This is a genomic window from Paenibacillus nuruki (assembly GCF_963311185.1).
GTDB lineage: Bacteria > Bacillota > Bacilli > Paenibacillales > Paenibacillaceae > Saccharibacillus > Saccharibacillus nuruki.
The window spans coordinates 3903752-3926969 of record NZ_OY725677.1 but is presented as its reverse complement, the minus strand read 5'-3'; the positions used below and the strand labels follow the sequence as shown (position 1 = coordinate 3926969).

Genomic DNA, 23218 nt, shown 5'->3' with positions numbered 1-23218 from the left:
TGACTACAATATCATGAGAAATGTAAAAGTAGCAGCTACTCAAATGAGCTGTACTTGGGATATCGATGACAACATCCGCAAAGCAGACAAATTGGTTCGTGAAGCGGCAGCACAAGGTGCACAGATTATTTTGCTACAAGAATTGTTCGAGACTCCATATTTCTGCCAGAAAGAAAAAGCAGAATATTATCAATATGCGACTGAACTTGAGCAAAACAAAGCGATCAACCATTTCCGTCTAGTGGCTAAAGAGTTAGATGTCGTTTTACCAATTAGCTTTTATGAAAAGAAAAATTATGCTCGTTATAATTCACTTGCTGTGATCGATGCAGATGGTGAGATTCTTGGTAAATATCGTAAAAGTCATATTCCAGATGGCCCAGGATATGAAGAGAAATTTTACTTCAACCCGGGAGATACTGGATTCCAAGTATGGGATACCAAATATGCCAAAATCGGCGTAGGTATTTGCTGGGATCAATGGTACCCTGAAGCGGCACGCTGTATGGCATTGATGGGTGCAGAATTATTATTTTACCCGACAGCTATCGGTTCTGAGCCACAAGATACATCGATCGATTCCAAAGATCACTGGCAAGCATGTATGCTAGGCCATGCAGGAGCGAACTTGATTCCTGTGATCGCATCGAACCGAATCGGTAAAGAAGAAGACGAAGATTCTTCAATCAACTTCTATGGTTCTTCCTTTATTGCAGGAGCACAAGGGAACAAAATTCAAGAAGCAGATCGTAACAGCGAAGGCGTATTGGTTGCTGAATTTGATCTGGATCAATTGGAAACACAACGTCTGGAATGGGGTATTTTCCGTGATCGTCGTCCTGAATTGTACGGTATTATCGGTACGTACGATGGCGAGAAAAAACTGTAATTCACTTATAGATGTAATGATGTAAAGCAATTTAAAGTATTAGCTGATACTAGCACCTTGTGATCTTTGTAGATCACAAGGTGTTTTTTTGTGCTATCCAGACTTTGATATGGGGCATAACTCTTTTTATAATAGATGCCAAGTCAATGAATTGTTCTTAATACCTCAATAACGGTTAATAATAAATTAAAGTGAACAGACTGCTAAGGAGGATTACAGATGACCCACAAACGACAAATTACACTTAAAGATGGAACCGTTCTACCTGCAATCGGACAAGGCACATGGAATATGGGCGATGATTCTTCTCGCAGACAAGAAGAGATCGACGCGTTGAAATATGGTGTAGAGTTAGGCATGACGGTGATCGACACCGCAGAAATGTATGGTGAAGGACGTTCCGAGTTGTTAGTCGGTGAAGCGATTCAAGGGATAAGAGATCAAGTATTTCTAGTATCCAAAGTCTATCCTCACAATGCAGGGGGAGATTCTCTGATTCGTAGCTGTGAACAAAGCTTGAATCGACTGGGTACCGATGTTCTAGACTTGTATCTATTGCACTGGCGTGGACGTATTCCTCTGGAAGATACGATTCAAGGAATGGAAAAGCTAGTGCAAGATGGTAAGATTCGCCGTTGGGGTGTATCTAATCTAGACACGAAAGAAATGCAGGAACTGATCAAATTACCTAATGGAGATCATTGTGCTACCAATCAGGTATTGTATCATTTGGGATCACGAGGTATTGAAGTAGATTTGTTACCGTGGCAACAAGAGCAAGGAATGCCTGTTATGGCGTATTCTCCATTAGCTCAAGCAGGATCATTACGAAGTGAACTGACGACCGATGCTACGGTACAACAGATTGCAGAACAACATGGAGTTCACCCTTTCCAAGTGTTACTATCATGGTGTATTCGCGATGGCAATGTACTGGCGATTCCCAAAGCATCTAGTCGTAGTCATGTGGAAAGCAATGCGCAAGCAGCAGAGTTGATGTTAAGTGAAGATGAGATCAACCAGTTGAATCAAGCTTTCCCGGCTCCAGATCACAAAGTTTCTTTGGATATTATTTAAGAATATGCTCTTTAACTACGTCAGGTTTTTGATCCATCAGCTCCAATAATCTTGAAGCAGAACCATTAGGGCTATTGGTGCCTTTTTCCCAAGCTTCAATTGTTTTGACAGATACTCCAATAGTTTGAGCAAATGTTTTTTGAGTGAGTGTCATATTTAAGCGAATACGTTTGATATCTTCTTTACTATAAGATTCTAAAGGTTTAACACTAATGGTTTGTTGACGGGCTGATTTCGTATTTCCTTGTTCATATTCTATAGCTTGTTCCAAACCTAATTTAATTTCATCAAAAAATGAAAGATTTTGTTTAGTCATAATTACACCACCTTATAAATAGATTACAGATATATACTTTTTAGTTGAGCTACTAAAGATTTAAGTATGTTTTTTTCTTGTTGTGTAAGATTAGCTTGTTCATTTTTACCAAATACAGCGATTAGAATGATTTTTGACTGGGAAGGCATATCTAAATAAAGAATACGAGCATCGCCACTTTTGCCTCTTCCTTCGCGAGCGTATCTTAATTTACGGAGTCCGCCAGTCCCCTAAATCACATCGCCTTTGGAGGGAGAAGTCAACAAATCATTTTGTAAAGCTTTAAGGTCTGTATCATATAGATCAAGACTTGCAAACTTTTTATCAAACTGAGCGGTCATTATAAATATTCTTTGCATAGAGGCCTCTCTTATATAGAGCATGAATGATTAAACAAATTATAGAAAGTATAACTTTATAATACCCTATTGAATAGGGTACTTCAATGATATAAATAATATATTTCTTCTAAATATGATGGGAGATAACTTATGTACCACTATCGGTTTACCAGTAGCTGGAAGATGGAGACGCCAAGAGCAAAATTATGGGAACTTGTAGATCATTTCGAAGATATCGATTTCTGGCAAGGCGTCACTTTTGCTAAAGTAAAGCAAACCGATGATGCACAGGGAATAGGGGATGAGTACGAATGTACTTTTCGGACTAAAATGCTATTCAAGCTCAAAATTTTTCTGAAAGTCGTGGATAAAAGTAAACCAACTACGTTTAAATTAAGGGTTGAAGGCCCTCTGGCTGGAGAAGGTACCTGTTATTTGGAAGAATTAGATGATGGACGTGCGACATTGATTCGTTGTATCTGGGAAGTACGTCTGGATCATTCGATGTTACGAGTGACCAATCCTGTGATGCGCCCTGTCTATGTATGGAGTCATAATAAAGTAATGGATGAAGGAGTAGCAGGAGTAGGTCGCCATTTACAAGCCCATGTATCTGAAGCTTCTCATACAACCAAAATCTATCGTTGATTATGTAATCATTTTTGCACACAGGGGGCATCACTATGGGGAAATACCAATTTACAGAAAGCTGGTTATTGGAAGCGAGTAGACACGAAGTGTGGAATTTGATTAAAGACTTTGAACAACTTCGTTGCTGGCAAGGGGTCTCCTTTCAACGTTTACAAGAAGGCACAAACAAAAATGGAATAGGCGATAAATACAGAATGAATATGAGAACCAAGCTATGGTACACTATTTCGCTTGATTTCGTTGTGACTGAAAAGCAAGAAGAGACACTGATTTGTCTGGAAGCGTATGGCGATTTGAGCGGACAGGGCGTATTTCGTTTGCAAGAAAGCGGAGCATACACTCGCTTACATTACAACTGGCAAGTACACACCAACAAACCATGGATGCAACGTTGGGAACCGTTGTTGCGTCCTCTCTTTATCTGGAATCATAATCGTGTTATGGGGGAAGCTGTGCGCGGTATATCTAATCAATTGGGCGCGCGTCTGATATAAATAAAGTCTGTAAATCATTATATTTAGATTTGCAGATTGTACATATCTAAAAAGAAGTCCTGTTATGTCAGTTGTTGAATAACTTTTTTAAGATAAATTCAACTTTAATTATTTATTCTTTAATCCTTGCTTATATAAGGTTTAACTTAGAAACAAGCGGGTAAGTTGTAGATAAGCAATACACACAAGGAATCAAATGAAATTAACGTATATATTGAATAGAATGAAGGAGGAAATGAAAATGACTGGAAGAAAAGCGTTATGGAGTGCAATCGGAATGGGTGCAGCTTATCTGATGCGTAATAAAAGTGCACGTGATAAAGTAATTTCTCAAGTGCGTCGTGTAGCAACATCAATGCGCGACAAAAAATCAGGTAATTCATCCAATACAACAAATAACAATTACTAAGATATCATTGAAATAAATAGAACTGAAACGCCGATGACGTATGCTACATACGAGGTTGGCGTTTTTTTATTGACAAATACCAAGTTATCGGATAGGATTTAAAAATAAACCGACTGACGAGTCAATCAAGGGGTTGATCGTATCGATAATACAACATTAAGTGCTCGTGAACAGGATGCTATCGAGAAGCGAGAAAAGTTAATGCAGATTGCGCTCAAGCAATTTGTAGAGTCTGGTTATCATGCTACAAAAGTTTCAGATATTGTAGCTGAAGCAGGCGTTGCGCAAGGAACGTTTTACTGGTATTTCAAAAGCAAAGAAAGTGTTGCGCTCGAAATTGTAGAGCAAGGTAGACAACAATTATTAGAAGTAATCGGTGTTGGTTATCGCACACATTCTGGTACAGCCGATGATATGGTACAAGCTTCTGAGAAATTACTATATCAATTATTTCAATTTGCAGAACAACATACTCATTTGATGCGGATGTTGTTAGATGGTACAGGATTTAGTGAAGCTGTACGTGAGCAGATTATGCTCACTCGTTCACAGATGGAGCAAGGATTTGTACACAATATTCAGCGGGCGGTAGAGTTAGAGATGTTACCAGCACAGACAGAACCTTCTGTACGTGCAGCTTTTCTAATGAGTCTGATCGAAGGTGTTGTTGTCCGTTGGTTGTTTAGCACCGCTAATGGTTCATCTTCTGGTCTGGTGAATCATAGTGCTGAACAATTGGCCAAAGAAACAGCACGTTTTGAATTTTATGGTCTGCTAGGCAGAACCGATTAAAGGAGAATAATAGAATGAAATTATTGCGTCGTACGTCTACACCGATGGCTTTGGCTATGTTGCTTATGGTTGTACTGGTATTGAGTGCTTGTGGTAATGCCACTCCACGTTCAGCAGATACGAATACAGCAAGTAATACCACTTCAGAAAGCACAGCAACAACAGCTTCAGGAAATGAACTCGAAAATATTAAATCTGCCGGTGTACTTAAAGTCGGTCTGATGGGTACGTATGCACCTTATAACTTTTTGAATGCAAACAAAGAAGTCGACGGATTCGATGCAGACATCGCCAAAGAAGTTGCCAAACGTCTAGGGGTAAAAGCTGAATTTACAACACAAGCATTCTCCGGTCTAATTCCAAGTCTACAAGCAGGCAAATTCGATGCGATTATCAGTCAGGTTACAATTACAGATGAGCGTAAGCAACAACTGGATTTCTCTGATCCTTATATTACCAATCAGGTGAAAATCATCGTCAACGAAAATAATAACGAGATTACCAAGCTAGCTGATTTTAAAGATAAAAATATCGGTGTAGGTCTTGGAACGAATGATGAAACGTATCTTCGTACCGAAGTATTGCCACAAGTCGGTAACTTCAATATCAAAACATATAATGATGTGATTACTTCATTACAAGATTTGAATGTAGGACGTATTGATGCCACGATCAACAATATTTATGCACTCCAACCGATCGTTGAAGAAAATGGATTCAAAATCAAAGCTGTCGGTGATGCGATCAAATCCGACCAAGCTGGTATAGCTATTCGTAAAGACAATCCTGAACTATTAGAAGCATTGAATAAAGCAGTAACTGATATGAAAGCAGACGGCACGTATGAGACTATTTTTGTCAAATGGTTTGGCGAAAAGCCTGCTGCTGAATAATAGTAAAGATGAAAGCTTGATCAGGACTGCGTTCACTACGGTGCGCAGTCTTCTGTTTTACCGTGATCAAGAAGGGAGATTATACGTATGCAATTAGTATGGGATAACCTACCTTTTCTTTTAAAAGGTGCAGGTTATACATTGTTGATTACGATCATATCTATGTTTTTTGGATTGATTATCGGTGTGATTGTCGCGATTGCACGTATGCAAGGCAATCGTCCGATTCGCTGGATTGCGAGATTCTATGTCTCTATTATTCGAGGGACACCTGTTCTCGTTCAACTGGTTATCGTGTATTACGGACTGACCGATTATGGCATTACACTGGATGCTATTCCAGCGGCTTGTATCGCATTAAGTATTAATATTGGTGCATATTTATCAGAGACCTTTCGTGGAGCGATTTTGTCGATTCCCAAAGGTCAGACAGAAGCAGCCTATGCAACAGGGATGACTTCAGCGCAGACGATGTGGCGTATTGTTTTACCACAAGCAGCACGTACCGCTATTCCACCGATGGGCAATACCTTTATCGGCATGCTTAAAGAAACATCGTTGGTATCTGTCATTACAGTAACCGATCTATTGCGATCGGCTGATTTGTTGATTGCTCAATATTATGTTTATATGCCTTTTTATATCGGAATTGCGATTATGTACTGGATCATGAGTACGATTTTTTCAACGATATTAGAACGTATCGAACGACGATTGGCTAAAGCATACTAAAACGAATGTGAGGGAAGTATTATGATCCAAACTCGTGGATTGTCCAAAACATTTGGCACACATACCGTATTACATGAGATTGATCTGAATATACAAGCAGGCGAGATTGTGGTATTGCTAGGTCCCAGTGGTTCAGGGAAAAGTACATTGTTACGTTGCTTGAACGGATTAGAAGATCTGAGTGCAGGTTCTATCGAAGTGAACAGTATCGAAGTAACAAGCACTATGAAGCTGAAAGAACGTCAACAACGTATGCTTCAAATTCGCAGACAGACCGGTATGGTTTTTCAACAATTTAATTTGTATCCGCACAAAACGGCTTTGGGCAATGTCACGGAATCGTTGCGTATGGTCAAAAAGTTAGAACGTACACATGCTCGTCATGTTGGCGAACGAATGCTGAGCCGTGTAGGGTTATTGGAGAAGAAAGATCAGTATCCTTCTCGTCTATCTGGTGGACAACAGCAACGTGTAGGTATAGCACGTGCACTGGCGATGGAGCCTGAAATTATTTTATTTGACGAACCGACATCTGCACTTGATCCTGAATTGGTCGGTGAAGTGTTGGATGTGATGAAATCGCTGGCGCAAGAAGGGATGACAATGATTGTAGTCACCCATGAGATGAAATTTGCCCGTCAGGTGGCGAATAAAGTTATTTTTATGGATGAAGGACGTATTATAGAACAGTCTGATCCAGAATCCTTTTTTGAACGACCAGCGACAGAAAGAGCCCAACGTTTTCTTAGTAAAGTGATGGATTATTAATTTCAAATAAACGAATGAGAGCAGGTAGACATAATGAATGTAACAACAGTATGGAATGGTAAAAGAGCTTTTGAAGCTGTAGGGCCTTCGGGTTATCCGATCGGGATGGATGCTACGGCTGCGTATGGCGGAGATGGCAAAGGCGCAACACCAATGGAGTTATTACTTGCAGGTCTAGCAGGTTGTATCGGTATTGATATAACAATGATTTTGGATACATTTTTGCATAATATTCATAAGATTGAAATTGAGACAGAAGGAACGCGCAGAGAAGCTATGCCTAAAGGGTTCACAGCGATCGATCTTATTTTCAAAGTCGATGGTGATATTCCAGATTACCGTGTATGGAAAGCAATCCAGATGGGAAAAGAAAAATACTGTGCCGTATCCGATTCATTGAGTGCAGATATTCATTATCGACTCATTCTGAACGGCGAAGAAGTTATACAACCTGCTTAATTAGAAAGAGATATCTTGTTCATTAGACAAGATATCTCTTTTTTGATATCAACAGAATAATTTCAAAGGAATATACGTGAAAAATTATACATAATAAAGATCGCCAATGCCTATTCGTTAAACGTATTAAAGGGTAGTTTATAGATATAGAAGATTTCCAATTCGAAATCGTGAGAGTGTGTACGGCAACATGGAGGGGAATACAGTGATTAACCATTCAGAACAAAACCAAATTATTTACGAACATATATATCGTATGTCTCCTTTCGGGATTGCTGTGATTTCACCAAGCGATGGAGCATGGCTACAGGTGAATCCTGCTTTTTGCAACATGCTGGGGTACTCTGAAGAAGAAATGTGCCGCATGCGTGAAGAGAATATTACCCGTTTAGAAGATCAATTCCAAGCAGGATATCAAAGTATATATACACAAATGAAAGAAAGTTCATCGGAATTGTATCATACAGAACATCGTTATTTACATCATAAAGGTCATTTGATCTGGACATCTGTTGATGTGTCTTTGATTCGAGATGTGGATCAGCAACCTTTATATTATATTGCTCAATTCCAGGATATTACGTCCCAGAAAGAGCATGAAATGATTATTGCTGAGAATGAAGATTTGTATAATTTAATTACAGAGAATGCACGGGATTTAATTTCATATAGTACGCCAGAGGGAATACTACGCTATGTCTCGGATTCATTTTATACGGTACTCGGGTATCATCCTGAGGAAATGATCGGACAAGATCGGATGCAATATTACCATCCTGATGATGCATTACAAATGAAAAATAGCGGTAACACCTATCTGGAATGGGGTACAATGACCCGCCGTCTCAAGCATAAAAAAGGGCATTATTTATGGTTTGAGATTTTATTTCAAGTGGTGCGTAATGAGCAAGGTGAGATTGAGAAGGTATTAGGTGTTGGACGGGATGTACATGAACGCAAAAAGAATGAAGATCGCTTAGCTGAAGCACAACGGATTGCTCATATTGGAGCATGGGATTGGGATATTATCAATAAGTCATTTAGCTTTGCTGAAGAGACCAGACGTTTATTCGGATATGTGTTTAAGTCTGAAGAGCCATATAGTGAAGATGTTTTGAAAATGATTCATCCAGAAGACCTGTCTGATTTCCGTAAAGCGATTCGCTATACGTTACTTACAGGTGAAGGCGGAGAGCATGTGTATCGGATCGTGCTAGCCGATGGGACGATGAAATATCTACAATCGCATTGGAGTGCCGCTCTGGATGACCAAGGGCAACCGATTCATCTGATCGGGATGACGCAAGATATTACAGAGCGTACACGTATGGAAGAGCGACTGAAAGATAGCGAGCGTAATTATCGCTTGATCTCTGAGCAGTCACTTGATTTTATTTCACGTAATTCTGTTGAAGATACGACCTATTTATATTGCTCACCTGCGTGTTATTCGATTCTAGGCTATCAACCGGAAGAATTAGAAGGTACACCGGCAATTCATTATATTCATCCAGATGATGTTGATAACGTCAAAGAATATATGACTCTTAATTTGCAAGGGGAACAGCCTCAACCGATCACTTACCGCCAACGTCACAAATCAGGCAGCTATGTATGGATGGAGTTGTCCGGTCGTTATGTATATGATGACCAAGGTCATATTCAAGAAATGGTGTCGATTGCGCGTGATATTAATGAACGCAAACAAGCGGCTTTATTGATCGAAGAAAGTGAACAACGCTACAAGTCATTATTTCAATATAATCCAGCCGGTGTGTTTTCATTTGATGTTAACGGTAGGTATACCACAGTTAATTCCAATATGGAAAAATTGTTAGAACGTACAGAAGCCGAATTGATCGGCATGCCTTTTGAACCGTTAGTGGCTCCTGAAGATATCTATGATACCGCAGAACATTTTGAACTGGCTTTAAAAGGAAAACCGCAGACGTATGAATCTCAAATTATTTTGAAAAATGGGGATCGGCGTGCGATAAGCCTTGTAAATGTACCCATCGTGGTCGACAAGCAAATTGTGGGTGTGTATGGGATTGCTACCGATATCACTGAAATGAGAAGATATATCGAGCAGATTGAGAAATTAAGCAACGAGTATACGCTTATTTTGAATTCAGTATCAGAAGGTATTTTTGGACTGGATAATGAAGGAATTGCTACATTTATTAATCCGGCAGCGACTCGTATGTTAGGGTATCATGCACGTGAATTAATTGGTAAGCATTTATTGGATATGTTCCAGTTGGCTCATCCTGATGGCGGCCCTTATGTCGCTAAGGAGAACCCGATCTATGTAGCACTGCTAGAAGGCTGTTTTCACGAAGAACAGGAAGCTATTTTCTGGCGTAAAGATGGATCAAGCTTTCTGGTGTCTTATCGTATCACACCCATCTGGGATCGTGGCAAACGCAAAGGTGCTGTTATTGTTTTTAATGATATTACGAATGAAAAGCAAATTATTCGTGCCAAAGAACTTGCAGAACGTGCCGATCGTGCGAAATCAGAGTTTTTGGCGATTATGAGTCATGAGATTCGTACACCGATGAATGGGATTATCGGAATGGCTGGATTGCTTGCAGATACACCGCTTGATGAAGAACAACTTAGCTACACCGAAATTATCAAAGATAGCAGTGATGCCTTACTGCATATTCTAAATGAGATTCTCGATTTCAGTAAAATAGAAGCTGGTAAAATGGTACTTGATCATGAACCGATTGATCTGATTGTTCTAGTGGATAGTGTACTTGATCTCTTTACTTCACGGGCAGCCGAAAAAGATATACAGCTGACGTACCATGTGGATCATCGAGTCCCTTCTTCTGTGGTAGGCGATGCATCGAGATTGCGACAGGTATTGGTTAACTTGATTAGTAATGCGATTAAATTCACTGATCAAGGAAGTGTACGTCTATCAATTTCGTTGTTAGATATACGACCTACAGGAGAAAGTATTTTGGAATTTGAGATCAAAGATACCGGAATCGGTATCTCATCCGACAAACAGGATAAATTATTCCAATCGTTCTCTCAACTTCATCCTGCCATTAATCGTAAATATGGCGGTACAGGTCTAGGACTGGCTATTTGCAAAAAGTTGATCGAATTGATGGGTGGTTCTATTGATGTGGATAGTGAAGAAGGACAAGGGGCTACCTTCTGCTTTGTAGTTCCTTTTCAACCTTTTGAAGAATCTATGGATAGAGTGATCCAAATAGGAGCGAGTAGTCATTACAAAGATCACTATCTCACACCTGAATTCAAATATGGTCCTTTACGGATTCTTTTGGCAGAAGATCATCCGGTGAATCAGAGATTAATGGTAGAAATTTTGAAAAAAATCGGCTATCAAGCTGATGTCGCTAATAATGGACGGGAAGCATTATCGGCAGCGATTGCTCATCCGTATGATATTATTTTTATGGATATCCAAATGCCTGAAATGGATGGAATCGAAGCGACTCGTAATATTCGAGCACGTCTGACAGAACAAGAGCAACCTGTGATTATCGCAGTGACTGCTTTTGCTCGTATGGAAGATCGGCAGATGTGTCTGGATGCAGGAATGCAAGATTTTATCAGCAAGCCATTACGTTTCCCTGAGATTGATCGTGCACTACAACAATACGCTAAATACATTCAGTCATCCGAATAAAGGAGGGATCACATGAAGCGCAAACTATTAATAACAGGTGCGAGTGGTGTGATTGGAAGCAGTCTTTATCGAGGCTTACAACAAGAATATGATGTACTAGCAACAGATATTGAAGCCGATGCTGATCAAGGAATCGAATCGTTAGATATTACAAATGCACAGCAGATTAAAGAAAAAACAATCGGGATGGATACGATACTGCATATCGCCTGGCAAAAAGATGAAAATGATTTTCTAGGAGTAGCTTTACCTGTAAATGTAACCGGTGCTTATCACTTATTTGAAGCTGCCAAAGAAAATGGAGTACAACGGATCATTTTCGCAAGTTCAAATCATTCCACAGGCTTCTACAAAGTAGGAGAAGATATTGATGTGAATGATCCTTATCGTCCGGATAGCATTTATGGATTAAGTAAGTGTTATATTGAATTGTTAGGTCGATTGTATAGTGATCAACATCAACTGTCTTCATTTAATATTCGGATTGGTAACTTTCCCGGTGATGATCGTCCTCATTCTGAGCGTGCGACTCATATCTGGATCTCTGAACGCGATCTTGTTCAGTTGGTCAAATGCTGTATCGAAGCGCCAGCCGATCGCAAGTATATGAATCTGTATGGTACATCAGCCAATACAGATAATTATTATAATATTGATTATCTCGCCGAAGAGATCGGATATCGTCCTCAAGATAATGCCGCCGAAGTATTAGCGGCTGAGAATACCCACAAAGAACAGCTTCCTCAAGATGAGACTGCTTTTCAAGGCGGGCAACACGAATAATTTGAACCATCCATAAAAAGCCAGTTATCTCCGAATCCGATCTTAGATCAGAAGCGAAGATGACTGGCTTTTGTCTGGGTTAAAGCGTATCGAATAGAAGCTACTTATACTTTAAATACAGAAGCAGCAATATTCAATTCTTCAGCAAGGTTGGCTAAAGAATGTGAGGTCGCGGCTGTTTCTTCAGAAGCGGCAGCTGATTCTTGACTAGCCGCAGCGATGGATTCAACAGCAAACATCACTTCATTGGCTTGAGCGGCTTCTTCTTCACAAGCGGCAGCAATCTCATTAACTTTAATCGCCGAATCATTCACCACATGAACAATTTTTTGAAAAGCTTCTTCTGTCTGTACCGATTGGGTCACACTTTCAGTAACAGCTTTGACGCTCGTTTGTGTATTTTTTTGCATCACTTTGATAATCGTAGAAATTTGTTTGGTAGCATCTATACTACGTTCAGCCAGTTTGCGGACTTCATCAGCAACGACAGCGAATCCTTTACCTTGATCGCCTGCACGAGCGGCTTCAATAGCTGCATTTAGCGCAAGAAGGTTAGTCTGATTCGCAATATCGTCAATAACGCTAATAATATCACCGATACGTTGAGAATCTTCTTCTAATTTGTTCATGGATTGACTGACTTCATGCATAGATGCTTTAGATTCACTTACAATCTGTCCACCTTGCTGTGCCATATCTACAGTCAGATTAGATAATTCAGCGGCTCCGCTTGCGCTAACGGCTACAGAATCAATTGCAGCAGATAGCTCTTTAAATAATTCAGTAATCATTGAAGCAGATTCTGCTTGTGTATTACTGGTATTTGCAATTTGTTCTGTACTTGCTGATATTTCTTGAGAAGAAGCGGCTACATTTTCAGAAGATACTGTAATGCGTGTAATCAACTGACGTAGGTTATCAGCCATGATATGAACCGATGTAGACAATTGTCCAACTTCGTCTTTGTTATGATTTTCTAAGCTCTGGCTAAGATCGCCTTTGGCATAGTTAGAGATGAGATCTGTAAGCTTACGTAGAGGAGACGAGATACTACGTGAGATAAGAGAACCTAGCAAAATACTAAATAATGTTACTAGAATAAGAGAAACGATAGTGATTTTGACACAAGCTGCATAACTTTGCTCAATTTCCTGACTGGCTTGTAGAGCAAGATTCGAGTTATTATCAATCATACCAGAGATACTATCTGCCACCTGATCGCCAGCAGGCTTAAGGGTATTGTCTTTATATTCGTTAAATGCAGCTAAGTTATTGGCTCTTGCCAAACGAGTAGCTTCTTCATACAGCGTTAAGTAATCGTTATACGCTTGATTAAATTGATCAAATTCTTGCTTTTCATTTGTGGTGGTGATGGAATTACCATACGTTTGAGCCAAAGTTTCCATATTTTTTTGAAAGTCTGTCATTTTAGTAAGTAATGTTTGTTCTTTTTCTGGATTCTGTGCTGTACTCAAATCACGAACAGCTACTCGTAAGCGTTGATAATAGACTTCCACTTCGGACAAATCTTTAACCGCTATAAGATTATGGCTATACATATTTTTAGCCTTAGTATTCAGATCTTTTAGATTTTGCAAACTGTATAATCCGAAAGCAACAAAGATTAAGGTAATAATTAAAAAAGCAGAAATAATTTTGACTGATGTCCTCAAATTCCGAAACCACTGCATACCCAAACCTCCCAAGTGCATAATGTAAACATGATATATATTTCGACACTATTTGATAATTCTTAATAGAAAATTAAAACTTTTGTACCAAAATTTAAAAAAATTAATATTTTGCAAATATTTAGTTAAAATATGCACGATATGGCGTTGATAGCAGACTTGTTTCTGGACTAGTAATAAAGGTGATAAAACAATAAGAGGAAGTAAATCCAAACACATTTGCAGATTCATGCAAAAAAGGAGATTGTACAGATGGAAAAAGTAATCGAGACAGAACAAGGACTTGCTCTACAAATAGATGGAGAAACCAAAGCTGAAATCGGATTTAGTGATTATGATGAGCAATCAATGATTATTGATCATACTTTTGTATCAGAAGAGTTACGTGGTCAGAAAGTAGGGCAAGATCTGGTGAAGCGTGCTGTCGATATCGCACGTGAACAAGGGAAAACAGTTGTGCCTGCTTGTTCCTATGCATTAGCCCTATTCAAACGCAATAAAGATTATCACGATATTTGGCGTAAAGACGTTTAAAATCCAAACAACTTTGAAATGTTCAAACTGTTGTCACCAAAGTGCTTACCCTCAACTCCAATATAAAACTATAATGAGAGTATGAACTTGAAAGATGGGGAGCGTTTGCATGGATAAAAATACACAACCTAATGTGGTAACACCAAAAACGAATAAAAACTTTGCCGGAACGATTATTACAGTATCGGTGATTGCTAACGTTATTATTCTGCTGTTATTTTTCTCACCAGCGATTGGTTACAAAGGGACAGTCGGTTTTGATATTACAATGTTGCCACGGATGAATGCCATTTTTAACAGTTTTACGTTTATTTTTCTAGTTGCAGCATTGATTGCTATTTTGAAAAAGAATATTAAAGTCCATCGTGGATTTATTTTAGCTGCTTTTTCATCGACGTTATTGTTTCTAGTGACGTATCTGACGTTTCACTATTTATCACCAGAAACAGCTAAATTCGGTGGTGTAGGTATTATTCGTCCTATTTATTTCTTTATTCTGATTACTCATAGTTTTCTGGCTGCTATTATTGTTCCACTTGCTCTTTTTGCTCTGGTATGGGGATGGACAATGCAGATTGCCAAACACAAAAAGATTGTACGTTGGACGATGCCTATCTGGTTATATGTAAGTTCTACTGGTGTTATCGTATATCTAATGATGGCGCCGTATTATTGAATCATATAGAATACACAAAAAAACCGCAGCGATCCGGGCTGCGGTTTTTTGATATGAAGCGATAATTAAGTTATCGTAAAAAGCGTATTTTATACGATTCCGTCTTTATAATTGTTCTGCCAGTGTTTGTCACCTTTGTGAGTGAAGTCTTCTACTGTTCTTTCCAATGTTTCTACCAATTGTGCTTTGATCTCAGCGATCGTATCACGGTATACGCGTTCTTCGTTACCATTGATTCTGTCACCATAGATTGCAAGTGAAGCAGTATATTGGCGGTGTTTTTCAACCAATTCATCAATAGATTCTAATGCGTGCTCTACATACCGAGTAATAGATTGTTGGTCTTTTGGAAGCATATCACGAAGTTGTTGTACTTTACTTGTATTTGTCATTTTCGGTCACCTCTTATTATTAATTGTAAATTTACATTAACACTTTTTCACATTAATTACCTTAAATTCGGATTAAATTTTGACGAATTTATGAACAAACTATAACGACAGTCCAATAAAAGTGTTGATACATAAGGGAAAACTATATATATGATCAAGACCTTTGAATTAGATCTAAGGTCATTGTTTACTGAAAAATGATGTGTCCAATGTGTGTCTGTTAATGTCTATACTATCATTTCGGTAGAATTATTTTCAAATGTTATAGCAAATACGACTTTAGTCACAATTTGTCGATAAATAGGAACTATGTCCTACTTATATTCCTAGTCACACTAAGAAAGGTCATTTTCTAGTACTATTCTAGTATAAATTTTTATACACAGTATAAATTTACATATAAATCTATGATATACATTATAACCTCTTTTCCAAATAATCAACCTGTGATACAGTAACCGTCAGATTGTCTATACTTAAAAGCACATCGGAAAAGGGACAATCTCGTTAGTAGAATACATATTCAATATCCGAACAACGGTGTAAAGAAGATTATAATGTCTATGATCAACAGCACATCGAACACATCTTAATAACGAGGACGGTGAATGTATGGAAATACAATCGCTACGACAGGTCGAAAAACTAGCACTCGAAAAAAATCGGATCTACAAACAAAGCAAGCTTCGTTATTTATCGCGTTCGATGCTTGCCAGTATGTTTATCGGGTTTGGCGTTATTGTTGCTTTTAAAACAGGGAACTTCTTTTATGCAGTAGAATCCCCGATGGCGTATCCAATGGCTGCGTTAACGTTCGGAGCGGCGATCATATTGATCTCTTACGGCGGTGGAGATCTATTTACAGGAGATACATTCTATTACTCCTATGCTGCGATACGGCGCAAGCTGAGGTGGTTAGATGTGATACGAATGTGGATTACCAGTTACTTCGGCAATATACTGGGGGCGTGTGCATTTGCGCTACTGATTTTCTTAACCGGCTTATATGCAGATCATTCGGTAAATGCTTTTCTGTTAAATGTCGTTCAGCATAAAATGGAAGCGCCTACGATGCAATTATTTTTCCGTGCGATATTGTGTAATTGGCTCGTCTGTCTCGCCTTCTTTATTCCGATGGGCTTAAAAGGCGACGGCGCCAAACTATTTGCAATGATGTTATTTGTATTCTGTTTCTTTATTTCTGGATATGAACATAGTATTGCTAATATGTGTACTTTTGCGATTGCGTTAGTGGTCGATCATCCAGCGAATATTAATTTTGCGGGTGTTATTCATAATCTTATTCCTGTTACGCTTGGGAATCTGATCGGTGGAGCAGTCTTTATGTCTACCATGTACTACTATGTCAACAAACCGTTTATGGATGAAGAACATGAAGCGTAAAAAGATTAATGTATCTCATAAAAAATAAGCAAAAAAACCAGCCCAGTGATGACTATGGCTGGTTTTTTTGCTTGCCTAGGCTTAAAGAACTAAAAATATTTTTAAATTTTATATAAATGTGTGTTTATTCGACAAAATATTGGTTATAATTATATAGTAGTAAGACTTATTACATGTGTCCAACACAAAGGGAGAGCCAACATGAGTGTTTATCAATTTTCTGCAAAAGCTATGAGTGGTAGAGACGTTTCACTGGAACAATATAAAGATCAGGTAATTTTAGTCGTGAATACAGCCAGTCAATGTGGTTTCACTTTCCAATATGAAGATTTACAAAAGCTATATGATCGTTATAAAGAAAAAGGTTTGGTGATCTTAGGCTTCCCTTGTAATCAATTTGCAGATCAAGAACCTGATGGTAATGACAAAGTAGAAGCATTCTGTATGTTAAATTATGGCGTATCGTTCCCAATGTTCCAAAAAGTAGATGTACGTGATCAAAATGCTCATCCACTATTTAAATATTTAGTAGAAGCGAAGTCATTTGAAGGATTTAATATGAATCACTCGGTATCTAAATTGATGGTACAATTGCTGAACGAGAAACATCCAGAGTATTTGCCAGGCGATTCAATCAAATGGAATTTTACCAAATTCTTGATCGATCGTAATGGAGAAGTGGTTAAACGTTTTGAATCGACAACAGATCCGTTGGATATGGAAGAAGATATCGAAGCATTGTTGTAGAATATAGTCGTCGTCCTATGTATTGATAAAGTCATCCATTTATTGGAGTCGAATATAATAAAAAGCCTGTGAGGAGTTAGTCCTTACAGGCTTTTTGATGTTTCATAAAGATGTATGCTGATAAACCACTTCTATATACATAAAAGTCTATACACATAAAAAAACCGATATCTTCACCTTTGAAGTATCGGCCTTGAGGAACAGATCGTGGTCATAGATTCAACCATTCTAATCTTCCTTATATATAGTATAACAAGATCATCCATATGATCTTTATTCTCAGTAAAAGGGATATATTTTGGTTCTCAACAACTATGCGCGAGTTCTAGAAGGAGTCTGGCTATGTTTCATATATTCTAATTTACGAATAATTTCTTTTTGCCATTTTAGATCGCCAATACGCACGGCAAGATTGAGAAGATCCAGATAATCGTCTGTTTGTAGTGAAGTTTTCTGTGTCATTACGTTCATCGAGATTCCGGCTCCTTTAAAGTCAAAATAGTATATTTTTCAAAAACATTTTTTATATTATCACTTCATTATCAGTTGACTAGGAATGATAATCATTATCATAGTTTTATTGTAAACATTAACGCAGTCAATTGCAAATGAATTATTCAATTTTTCTTAAAAATAAGTATTTATTTCGATATGTTCACATGATGTCCATACGTGAGATATGTCATAATCCTCCACAAACACGTACAATAGTGATCGCAAAGAGCAATTTTTACGTAATTAAAGGAGAGTTATATGTCATATACCAAAATCAAATGGATCATTTTATTTTTACCAACAGTGACGATCGGGTTGTGGGAATATATTCGGCATCAATTTCTAATGCCTTATCTTTCAATGGAAGTGGGTAACTGGTTATCGCCAGTTATTATTTATGTGGTTAGTGTAACGTTACTACGCCAGCTATTTGATATGCTTGAAAATACACGAGCAGCGCTGGATCAAGAGCGTATTGTCAAAGGAAAATTAGAAGAACGCCAATTGCTAGCAGGAGAACTTCATGATGGAGTGGCGCAATCTTTATTTTTGTTAGGGGTAAAGTTAGATCGAGCGAAGCGAATGTATGATGATCCACAAGTCCAAGAAACGCTGAATGATATCAGTCGCACAGTGAGCGAAGCCAATCATGATGTAAGGCAGGCGATCGCTGATCTCAAGCATGTGCCACGGAGCGGAGAAACAGAAGAAGTCTCGCTGGCTTATCGTGTCTGGGAAATGATTCCGCTAGCAGGTGTACAGACTCAATTGGATTGGAAGCTAGACGATCAATATATCCAGCCTGAAGAACAAGCAGAATTATTAGCTTGTATCCGAGAAGGATTATTAAATATTCACAAACATGCGCGTGCAAGTCAGGTATGGATACATAGCGAAGGAAATCCAACAGGGTGGCAGATTGTGATTGAAGATGATGGCGAAGGATTTCATGAACAGTCTTTGCAATTGCCCGGTCGATTTGGATTGAAAATAACAGCCGAACGTGCACAGTGGAGAGGATGGACATTTGCTTTGCAACGTGAACAAGAGCGAACTTTATTTATCATCAAAGGAGGTCAACATGATGAATAGTGTACGTGTCTTAATTGTTGATGATCATGCTCATGCACGCGAAGCGACGCGTGTTATTTTATCAGAAGATCCGATGTTCAATATTGTGGGTACGGCAATGAGTGGTCAAGAAGCGCTAGAGTTCACTGAACAATGGATGCCTGATCTGATTCTGATGGATATCTCGATGAAAGGGATGGATGGCTTAGAAACGACACGCCTCATTAAGCTAAGATTCCCATATATCAAAATTATTATGATGACAGTATCCGATGATGCCGCCCATTTATTTGAAGCAATCAAGCAAGGTGCACAAGGTTATATTCTCAAAAGCTTACCGCCTTCGATGTGGTTGGAGTATTTGCGTAGTGTGGTGCTTGATGAAGCAGGGCTTAGCCAAGAAATTGCATTGCGTATTTTGCAACAATTTCCAGCAACCAAAGCGCATAACGATCCAGTTGCGAATACGCTAACACCGCGTGAACGAGAAATTTTACACTGGGTATCTTCCGGGCTAACTAATCGGGATATCGCAGCAGAACTCAATATTTCAGAACAAACTGTCAAAAATCATCTCAAAAATCTGTTACACAAATTACAATTGGAAAATCGAGTACAATTAACAAGATATGCGATTGAGCATGGATTAGCGTCTGATCAGCTCCATCGTCCATAATTTTTTCAAATTTAAGCCATATTTAGAATAGATATAGCCCTATATAGTCATGTTCAGGATGAAGACACTTCTATAGTATAGAAATTGTGACTGCATACAACAGACTTCATAGAAGGCATCTCACATAAAGTAGGTGGAGCGTATTTATAGTTATTCTCATTTTTTAATCAGAAAGCAGCGTTTTTTGTTACCAGTATTACTGATGATAGTGAGTATCTGTGGCGGATTATTTTTTCCACAAAGTACTTCTGCTCATTCGTATGTTCAAGAATCTTCTCCAGCTCAAAATGAAGTACTAGATAAAGCACCTGATAAAATTACATTGTTATTCAATGAATCGATACAACCTGCTTATTATCAGATTATATTGATGGATTCCTCCGGTAAAAAAATTGATGGAGTCAAAGCTGTTATTGATAGTAAAAATGCGGCTCTGTTAGAAGCAGCTATTCCTGTGAAGCTTCCTGACGATATTTACAATATTTCATGGAAAGCGGTCTCAGGAGATGGACATCCCGTAGAAGGTGGGATTGTATTTCAAGTAGGAGACGGTGCTGGCAAAAAGATGTCTGATGCGGCAACTACAACACCCGATAGTAAATCGGTGAACCCATTATTGATTCTGATGCGCTGGTTGCAATATACCGGTCAATCTTTGGTACTGGGATTACTTGCTTTATCATTATTCTTACTCCCTGCCAAATTACGTACACCTGAGGCGACAACATGGATGCGTCAACGTCGTTATACTCTATTTTTATGGATAGGTATGGCAGTAACTGTGATTGCATTGCTGATTCAATTGCCTTTGCGGATCGCTTGGAATGCAGATATACCGATCATGCAGACCACGACTGAATTCGCTAATACATTCCGTGAAACGACTTTCGGACAGGTATGGTTGATCCAGATTATTACCGCTGTACTGATAGTTATCGTATTGGCTTTATATGCTCATAGCAAACTGTCTTCCTCGGCGAAGCGAACTGTTGGTATCATTGCTGTGGTGCTGATGATTGTACAGTTACTTGCCAAGTCGCTTGATGGACACGCTTATGCAGAACCGTATGCAGGCATAGCGATCGCAGCTGATTTTATTCACTTGGTCTCTGCTCTCGTCTGGAGTGGTGCACTGGTAGCGATGGCTGTGTTTATCCCACGTATTGTGGCTCCGTTTGCAGGAGATGAACGCAAAGTCGTATATTGGAGTATTGTTCGCCGATTCTCATGGTGGGCGATTATATCAGTAGCGGCATTATTAGTAACAGGTATCTATGGAAGTATTATTTATTTGCCTAGTCTCAAAGCACTGTTCAATACCGCTTATGGCTTAACGCTATTATCTAAAATGTTGTTATTCTTGGTTATGGCAGCATTTGGCGCTATGAATTATGTAAAAGGTCGACAGCAAAAAGAAGAACTGGGCAAAGACTTGATGTGGGAAGTATTGACTGGCTTTGTGATCTTGATGCTAGCGGCGGCACTGGTTCATTTATCCCCACAAGCAGGGCCGATCAGTAATGGAGCCACACCGAAGCAGACCGTACAGACACAAGAAGTGGATGGATATGAGATTAAGTTAGAAGTACCTAGCGCACAGATGGGTAGCAATAACTTTATCGTATCGGTCAAAAATAAAAATGAAGCCAAACCTGTAGATGTGGAACAGATCACTTTAACCATGAATCATATGGATATGGCGATGGCACCTACTGAAATCTTACTGACTGCAAGTGATGGAAAAGACGGCGTGTATCAGAAATCAGGTATGGTGAGTATGAATGGGAACTGGAATGTGAAAGTTCATATTTTGACCAAATCTTTGGATACAATCGACACTGAGTTTACATTACGAGTAGGTTCATAACTTGTTCAAAAACAGGTAATTTACTATCTGCCTGTCTTTATATATACATGACAAAGGGGCGTATACAGAATGAAAACAAATTCAGTATTTACCAAAATGATCACAATCGGTTCCGCAGTAATGGTAGCAGGATTCCTTACATTTAGCAGTATTGCTAGTGCTCATGTAACGGTTAAGCCTGCTCAGTCCATGCCTTCCGCATGGGAGACGTATACGATCAAAGTACCTTCTGAAAAAGACTTGCCAACGACTAAAGTAACTTTAAAAGTACCGGAAAATTTATCGTTCAAACAATATCAACCTGTACCGGGTTGGAAAACAACCACTGAGAAAAATGATGCTGATGAGATTACATCGATCACTTGGGAAGCTGAAAGTGGCGGTATCGAAGCAGGTCAATTTCAACAGTTCGTATTTGTAGGTGAAAATCCAGCCAAAGATGGCGAATTGACTTGGGATGCTTATCAATACTATAGTGATGGTAGCGTAGTGGAATGGACAGGCAAAGAAGGCAGCGAACTTCCACACTCGATTACAACGATTACTGAAAATGCAGCTACAGCCACACCAGCAGCGCCAACAACAGATGGACATGATGCAGCCGCAACAGAAGATACTGCAACAGCGACAGATGAAGCGACAGGCACAGATACAACAGCAACAACTCCAGCGACAGGTACAACAACAGATACAGCACCATCGACTGATATGAATACTATGCCAATGGAACAACCAGCGAGCAGTAATGGTCTTCAAGTGACGACATTGATTATTGCTATTATTGCCTTGGTTCTTGGTGGAGTTGCTGTGATGAATTCACGTAAACGCAAATAAATAGTTTATGTATACGTACAATAGAAACGTATGAATCAAATAACGGCAAAAGACCAAGAACGTCATCTTGGTCTTTTGCCGTTTTGTCTGCTTTTGTTGTAGCATTGATCACTTGCTTCTTTTTCACATAGAACTTGATATAATTAGAAAATACGTGGACGAACGAGTATGGATTGAGAATAGAGGAGGAACAAGCTTGGACAAAAAGCTTATTTCATTTAGCAATGGGATCAAATTATATTATATTCTTGTAGCAGCTGTATGGGTGTTCTTGATGATCCGCAAATCCAATCTGATGACACAAGGTGCCAGTACGGCTGATCAACAGTCTCTCTATATAGCTGTTGTTACAGTGGGAATACTTGCTATTGTTCCTGCGCTAATCTTGGCGTGGAGAGGGTTATATCGCTGGATAAGCAAAGCACCAGATGTGAGTGCTTCTATGCGCAATTTTCTTTTAGTAATTAGTATTCCTATGTTATTAGTGATTGGATATATGATCGAACTGGTATTAATTATGATTTTTGTTGGATTAGGCGGATAAATTCAGAAAA

26 protein-coding genes and 1 pseudogene are annotated in these 23218 nt (G+C 38.9%); 21 read left to right on the top strand and 6 right to left on the bottom strand.

All coding sequences use genetic code 11. The annotated features are described in order from the left end of the window. The first annotated feature begins 13 nt into the window (after positions 1–13). Both aguB and RCP16_RS17405 read left to right on the top strand, forming a co-directional pair. Positions 14–889 carry an N-carbamoylputrescine amidase gene (gene aguB, locus RCP16_RS17410; protein WP_069329649.1) on the top strand — a complete coding sequence of 292 codons (876 nt, stop codon included), beginning with the start codon at positions 14–16 and terminating at the stop codon, positions 887–889. Positions 890–1108: 219 nt separating this feature from the next. Then, positions 1109–1966, top strand: a complete 858-nt coding sequence (locus RCP16_RS17405; protein WP_308640918.1) for an aldo/keto reductase — start codon at positions 1109–1111, stop codon at positions 1964–1966. Here the strand turns inward: RCP16_RS17405 and nadS are convergent. The 3 genes and pseudogenes from nadS to RCP16_RS17395 all read right to left on the bottom strand — a co-directional run bounded on the left by nadS (position 1959) and on the right by RCP16_RS17395 (position 2641). Beyond that, positions 1959–2282: a NadS family protein gene (gene nadS / locus RCP16_RS17400; protein WP_137224503.1), complete on the bottom strand. Its 324-nt coding sequence runs from the start codon at positions 2280–2282 to the stop codon at positions 1959–1961. The genes RCP16_RS17405 and nadS overlap by 8 nt on opposite strands. 23 nt (positions 2283–2305) lie before the next feature. Further along, a pseudogene (locus RCP16_RS22520) lies at positions 2306–2494 on the bottom strand (type II toxin-antitoxin system RelE/ParE family toxin); the annotation flags it as partial. 18 nt (positions 2495–2512) lie between these two features. Continuing rightward, positions 2513–2641 (bottom strand): hypothetical protein, encoded by a 129-nt coding sequence (locus RCP16_RS17395; RefSeq protein ID WP_308640917.1) that lies wholly within the window; start codon positions 2639–2641, stop codon positions 2513–2515. A 132-nt stretch (positions 2642–2773) separates the two neighbouring features. Between RCP16_RS17395 and RCP16_RS17390 the strand changes: the two genes are divergently transcribed. From RCP16_RS17390 to RCP16_RS17345, 10 genes are all read left to right on the top strand, one after another. Next, positions 2774–3271, top strand: a complete 498-nt coding sequence (locus RCP16_RS17390) for an SRPBCC family protein (RefSeq protein WP_069329647.1) — start codon at positions 2774–2776, stop codon at positions 3269–3271. Positions 3272–3306: 35 nt separating this feature from the next. Further along, positions 3307–3768 carry an SRPBCC family protein gene (locus RCP16_RS17385; protein ID WP_308640916.1) on the top strand — a complete coding sequence of 154 codons (462 nt, stop codon included), beginning with the start codon at positions 3307–3309 and terminating at the stop codon, positions 3766–3768. 241 nt (positions 3769–4009) lie between these two features. Further along, a complete protein-coding gene (locus RCP16_RS17380; protein ID WP_161594286.1) occupies positions 4010–4177 on the top strand; it encodes a hypothetical protein in 168 nt (55 codons plus the stop codon). 201 nt (positions 4178–4378) lie between these two features. Beyond that, positions 4379–4969, top strand: a complete 591-nt coding sequence (locus RCP16_RS17375) for a TetR/AcrR family transcriptional regulator (protein ID WP_137224495.1) — start codon at positions 4379–4381, stop codon at positions 4967–4969. Positions 4970–4983: 14 nt separating this feature from the next. After that, positions 4984–5862: a transporter substrate-binding domain-containing protein gene (locus RCP16_RS17370; RefSeq protein ID WP_308640915.1), complete on the top strand. Its 879-nt coding sequence runs from the start codon at positions 4984–4986 to the stop codon at positions 5860–5862. An 87-nt stretch (positions 5863–5949) separates the two neighbouring features. Further along, entirely contained in the window at positions 5950–6594 is a 645-nt protein-coding gene (locus RCP16_RS17365) for an amino acid ABC transporter permease (protein WP_137224489.1), read from the top strand. 21 nt (positions 6595–6615) lie between these two features. After that, entirely contained in the window at positions 6616–7362 is a 747-nt protein-coding gene (locus tag RCP16_RS17360; RefSeq protein WP_069329642.1) for an amino acid ABC transporter ATP-binding protein, read from the top strand. A 33-nt stretch (positions 7363–7395) separates the two neighbouring features. Continuing rightward, on the top strand, positions 7396–7821 hold the full coding sequence (locus RCP16_RS17355) for an OsmC family protein (protein WP_069329641.1): 426 nt from the start codon (positions 7396–7398) through the stop codon (positions 7819–7821). 205 nt (positions 7822–8026) lie between these two features. After that, positions 8027–11494 carry a PAS domain S-box protein gene (locus RCP16_RS17350; RefSeq protein WP_308640914.1) on the top strand — a complete coding sequence of 1156 codons (3468 nt, stop codon included), beginning with the start codon at positions 8027–8029 and terminating at the stop codon, positions 11492–11494. Between the two features lie 12 nt (positions 11495–11506). After that, entirely contained in the window at positions 11507–12277 is a 771-nt protein-coding gene (locus tag RCP16_RS17345; protein ID WP_308640913.1) for an NAD-dependent epimerase/dehydratase family protein, read from the top strand. 104 nt (positions 12278–12381) lie between these two features. Here the strand turns inward: RCP16_RS17345 and RCP16_RS17340 are convergent, their stop codons facing one another. Next, on the bottom strand, positions 12382–13968 hold the full coding sequence (locus RCP16_RS17340; RefSeq protein ID WP_308640912.1) for a methyl-accepting chemotaxis protein: 1587 nt from the start codon (positions 13966–13968) through the stop codon (positions 12382–12384). Positions 13969–14220: 252 nt separating this feature from the next. Here RCP16_RS17340 and RCP16_RS17335 point away from each other — a divergent pair, with 252 nt between their 5' ends. Further along, positions 14221–14502, top strand: a complete 282-nt coding sequence (locus RCP16_RS17335; RefSeq protein WP_069329638.1) for a GNAT family N-acetyltransferase — start codon at positions 14221–14223, stop codon at positions 14500–14502. Between the two features lie 109 nt (positions 14503–14611). Continuing rightward, positions 14612–15178: a DUF420 domain-containing protein gene (locus RCP16_RS17330; RefSeq protein WP_137224475.1), complete on the top strand. Its 567-nt coding sequence runs from the start codon at positions 14612–14614 to the stop codon at positions 15176–15178. Between the two features lie 89 nt (positions 15179–15267). Here RCP16_RS17330 and RCP16_RS17325 read toward each other — a convergent pair whose 3' ends face one another. Further along, the gene (locus tag RCP16_RS17325) at positions 15268–15570 is read right to left on the bottom strand and encodes a hypothetical protein (RefSeq protein WP_069329636.1); all 303 of its coding nucleotides are present in this window, start codon (positions 15568–15570) and stop codon (positions 15268–15270) included. Between the two features lie 612 nt (positions 15571–16182). On the opposite strand from RCP16_RS17325, the gene RCP16_RS17320 reads away from it, so the two are divergent. Together RCP16_RS17320 and RCP16_RS17315 are read left to right on the top strand one after the other, a co-directional pair. Continuing rightward, a complete protein-coding gene (locus tag RCP16_RS17320) occupies positions 16183–16974 on the top strand; it encodes a formate/nitrite transporter family protein (protein ID WP_308640911.1) in 792 nt (263 codons plus the stop codon). 201 nt (positions 16975–17175) lie between these two features. Then, a complete protein-coding gene (locus tag RCP16_RS17315; protein WP_069329634.1) occupies positions 17176–17721 on the top strand; it encodes a glutathione peroxidase in 546 nt (181 codons plus the stop codon). A 312-nt stretch (positions 17722–18033) separates the two neighbouring features. Here RCP16_RS17315 and RCP16_RS17310 read toward each other — a convergent pair whose 3' ends face one another. After that, positions 18034–18192 carry a hypothetical protein gene (locus RCP16_RS17310; RefSeq protein ID WP_175425245.1) on the bottom strand — a complete coding sequence of 53 codons (159 nt, stop codon included), beginning with the start codon at positions 18190–18192 and terminating at the stop codon, positions 18034–18036. A 282-nt stretch (positions 18193–18474) separates the two neighbouring features. Here RCP16_RS17310 and RCP16_RS17305 point away from each other — a divergent pair, with 282 nt between their 5' ends. The 5 genes from RCP16_RS17305 (at position 18475) to RCP16_RS17285 (ending at position 23208) form a co-directional block, all read left to right on the top strand. Further along, positions 18475–19308, top strand: a complete 834-nt coding sequence (locus RCP16_RS17305; protein ID WP_069329633.1) for a sensor histidine kinase — start codon at positions 18475–18477, stop codon at positions 19306–19308. Beyond that, positions 19301–19963 (top strand): response regulator, encoded by a 663-nt coding sequence (locus RCP16_RS17300; protein WP_069329632.1) that lies wholly within the window; start codon positions 19301–19303, stop codon positions 19961–19963. The genes RCP16_RS17305 and RCP16_RS17300 overlap by 8 nt, the downstream gene beginning before the upstream one ends. Positions 19964–20147: 184 nt before the next feature. Then, complete coding sequence (locus RCP16_RS17295; RefSeq protein ID WP_308640910.1) at positions 20148–21830, top strand: copper resistance CopC/CopD family protein; 1683 nt, start codon at positions 20148–20150, stop codon at positions 21828–21830. A 69-nt stretch (positions 21831–21899) separates the two neighbouring features. Next, positions 21900–22664 carry a YcnI family copper-binding membrane protein gene (locus tag RCP16_RS17290; RefSeq protein ID WP_308640909.1) on the top strand — a complete coding sequence of 255 codons (765 nt, stop codon included), beginning with the start codon at positions 21900–21902 and terminating at the stop codon, positions 22662–22664. A 196-nt stretch (positions 22665–22860) separates the two neighbouring features. Beyond that, complete coding sequence (locus tag RCP16_RS17285) at positions 22861–23208, top strand: hypothetical protein (protein WP_069329629.1); 348 nt, start codon at positions 22861–22863, stop codon at positions 23206–23208. Positions 23209–23218 lie beyond the last annotated feature (10 nt).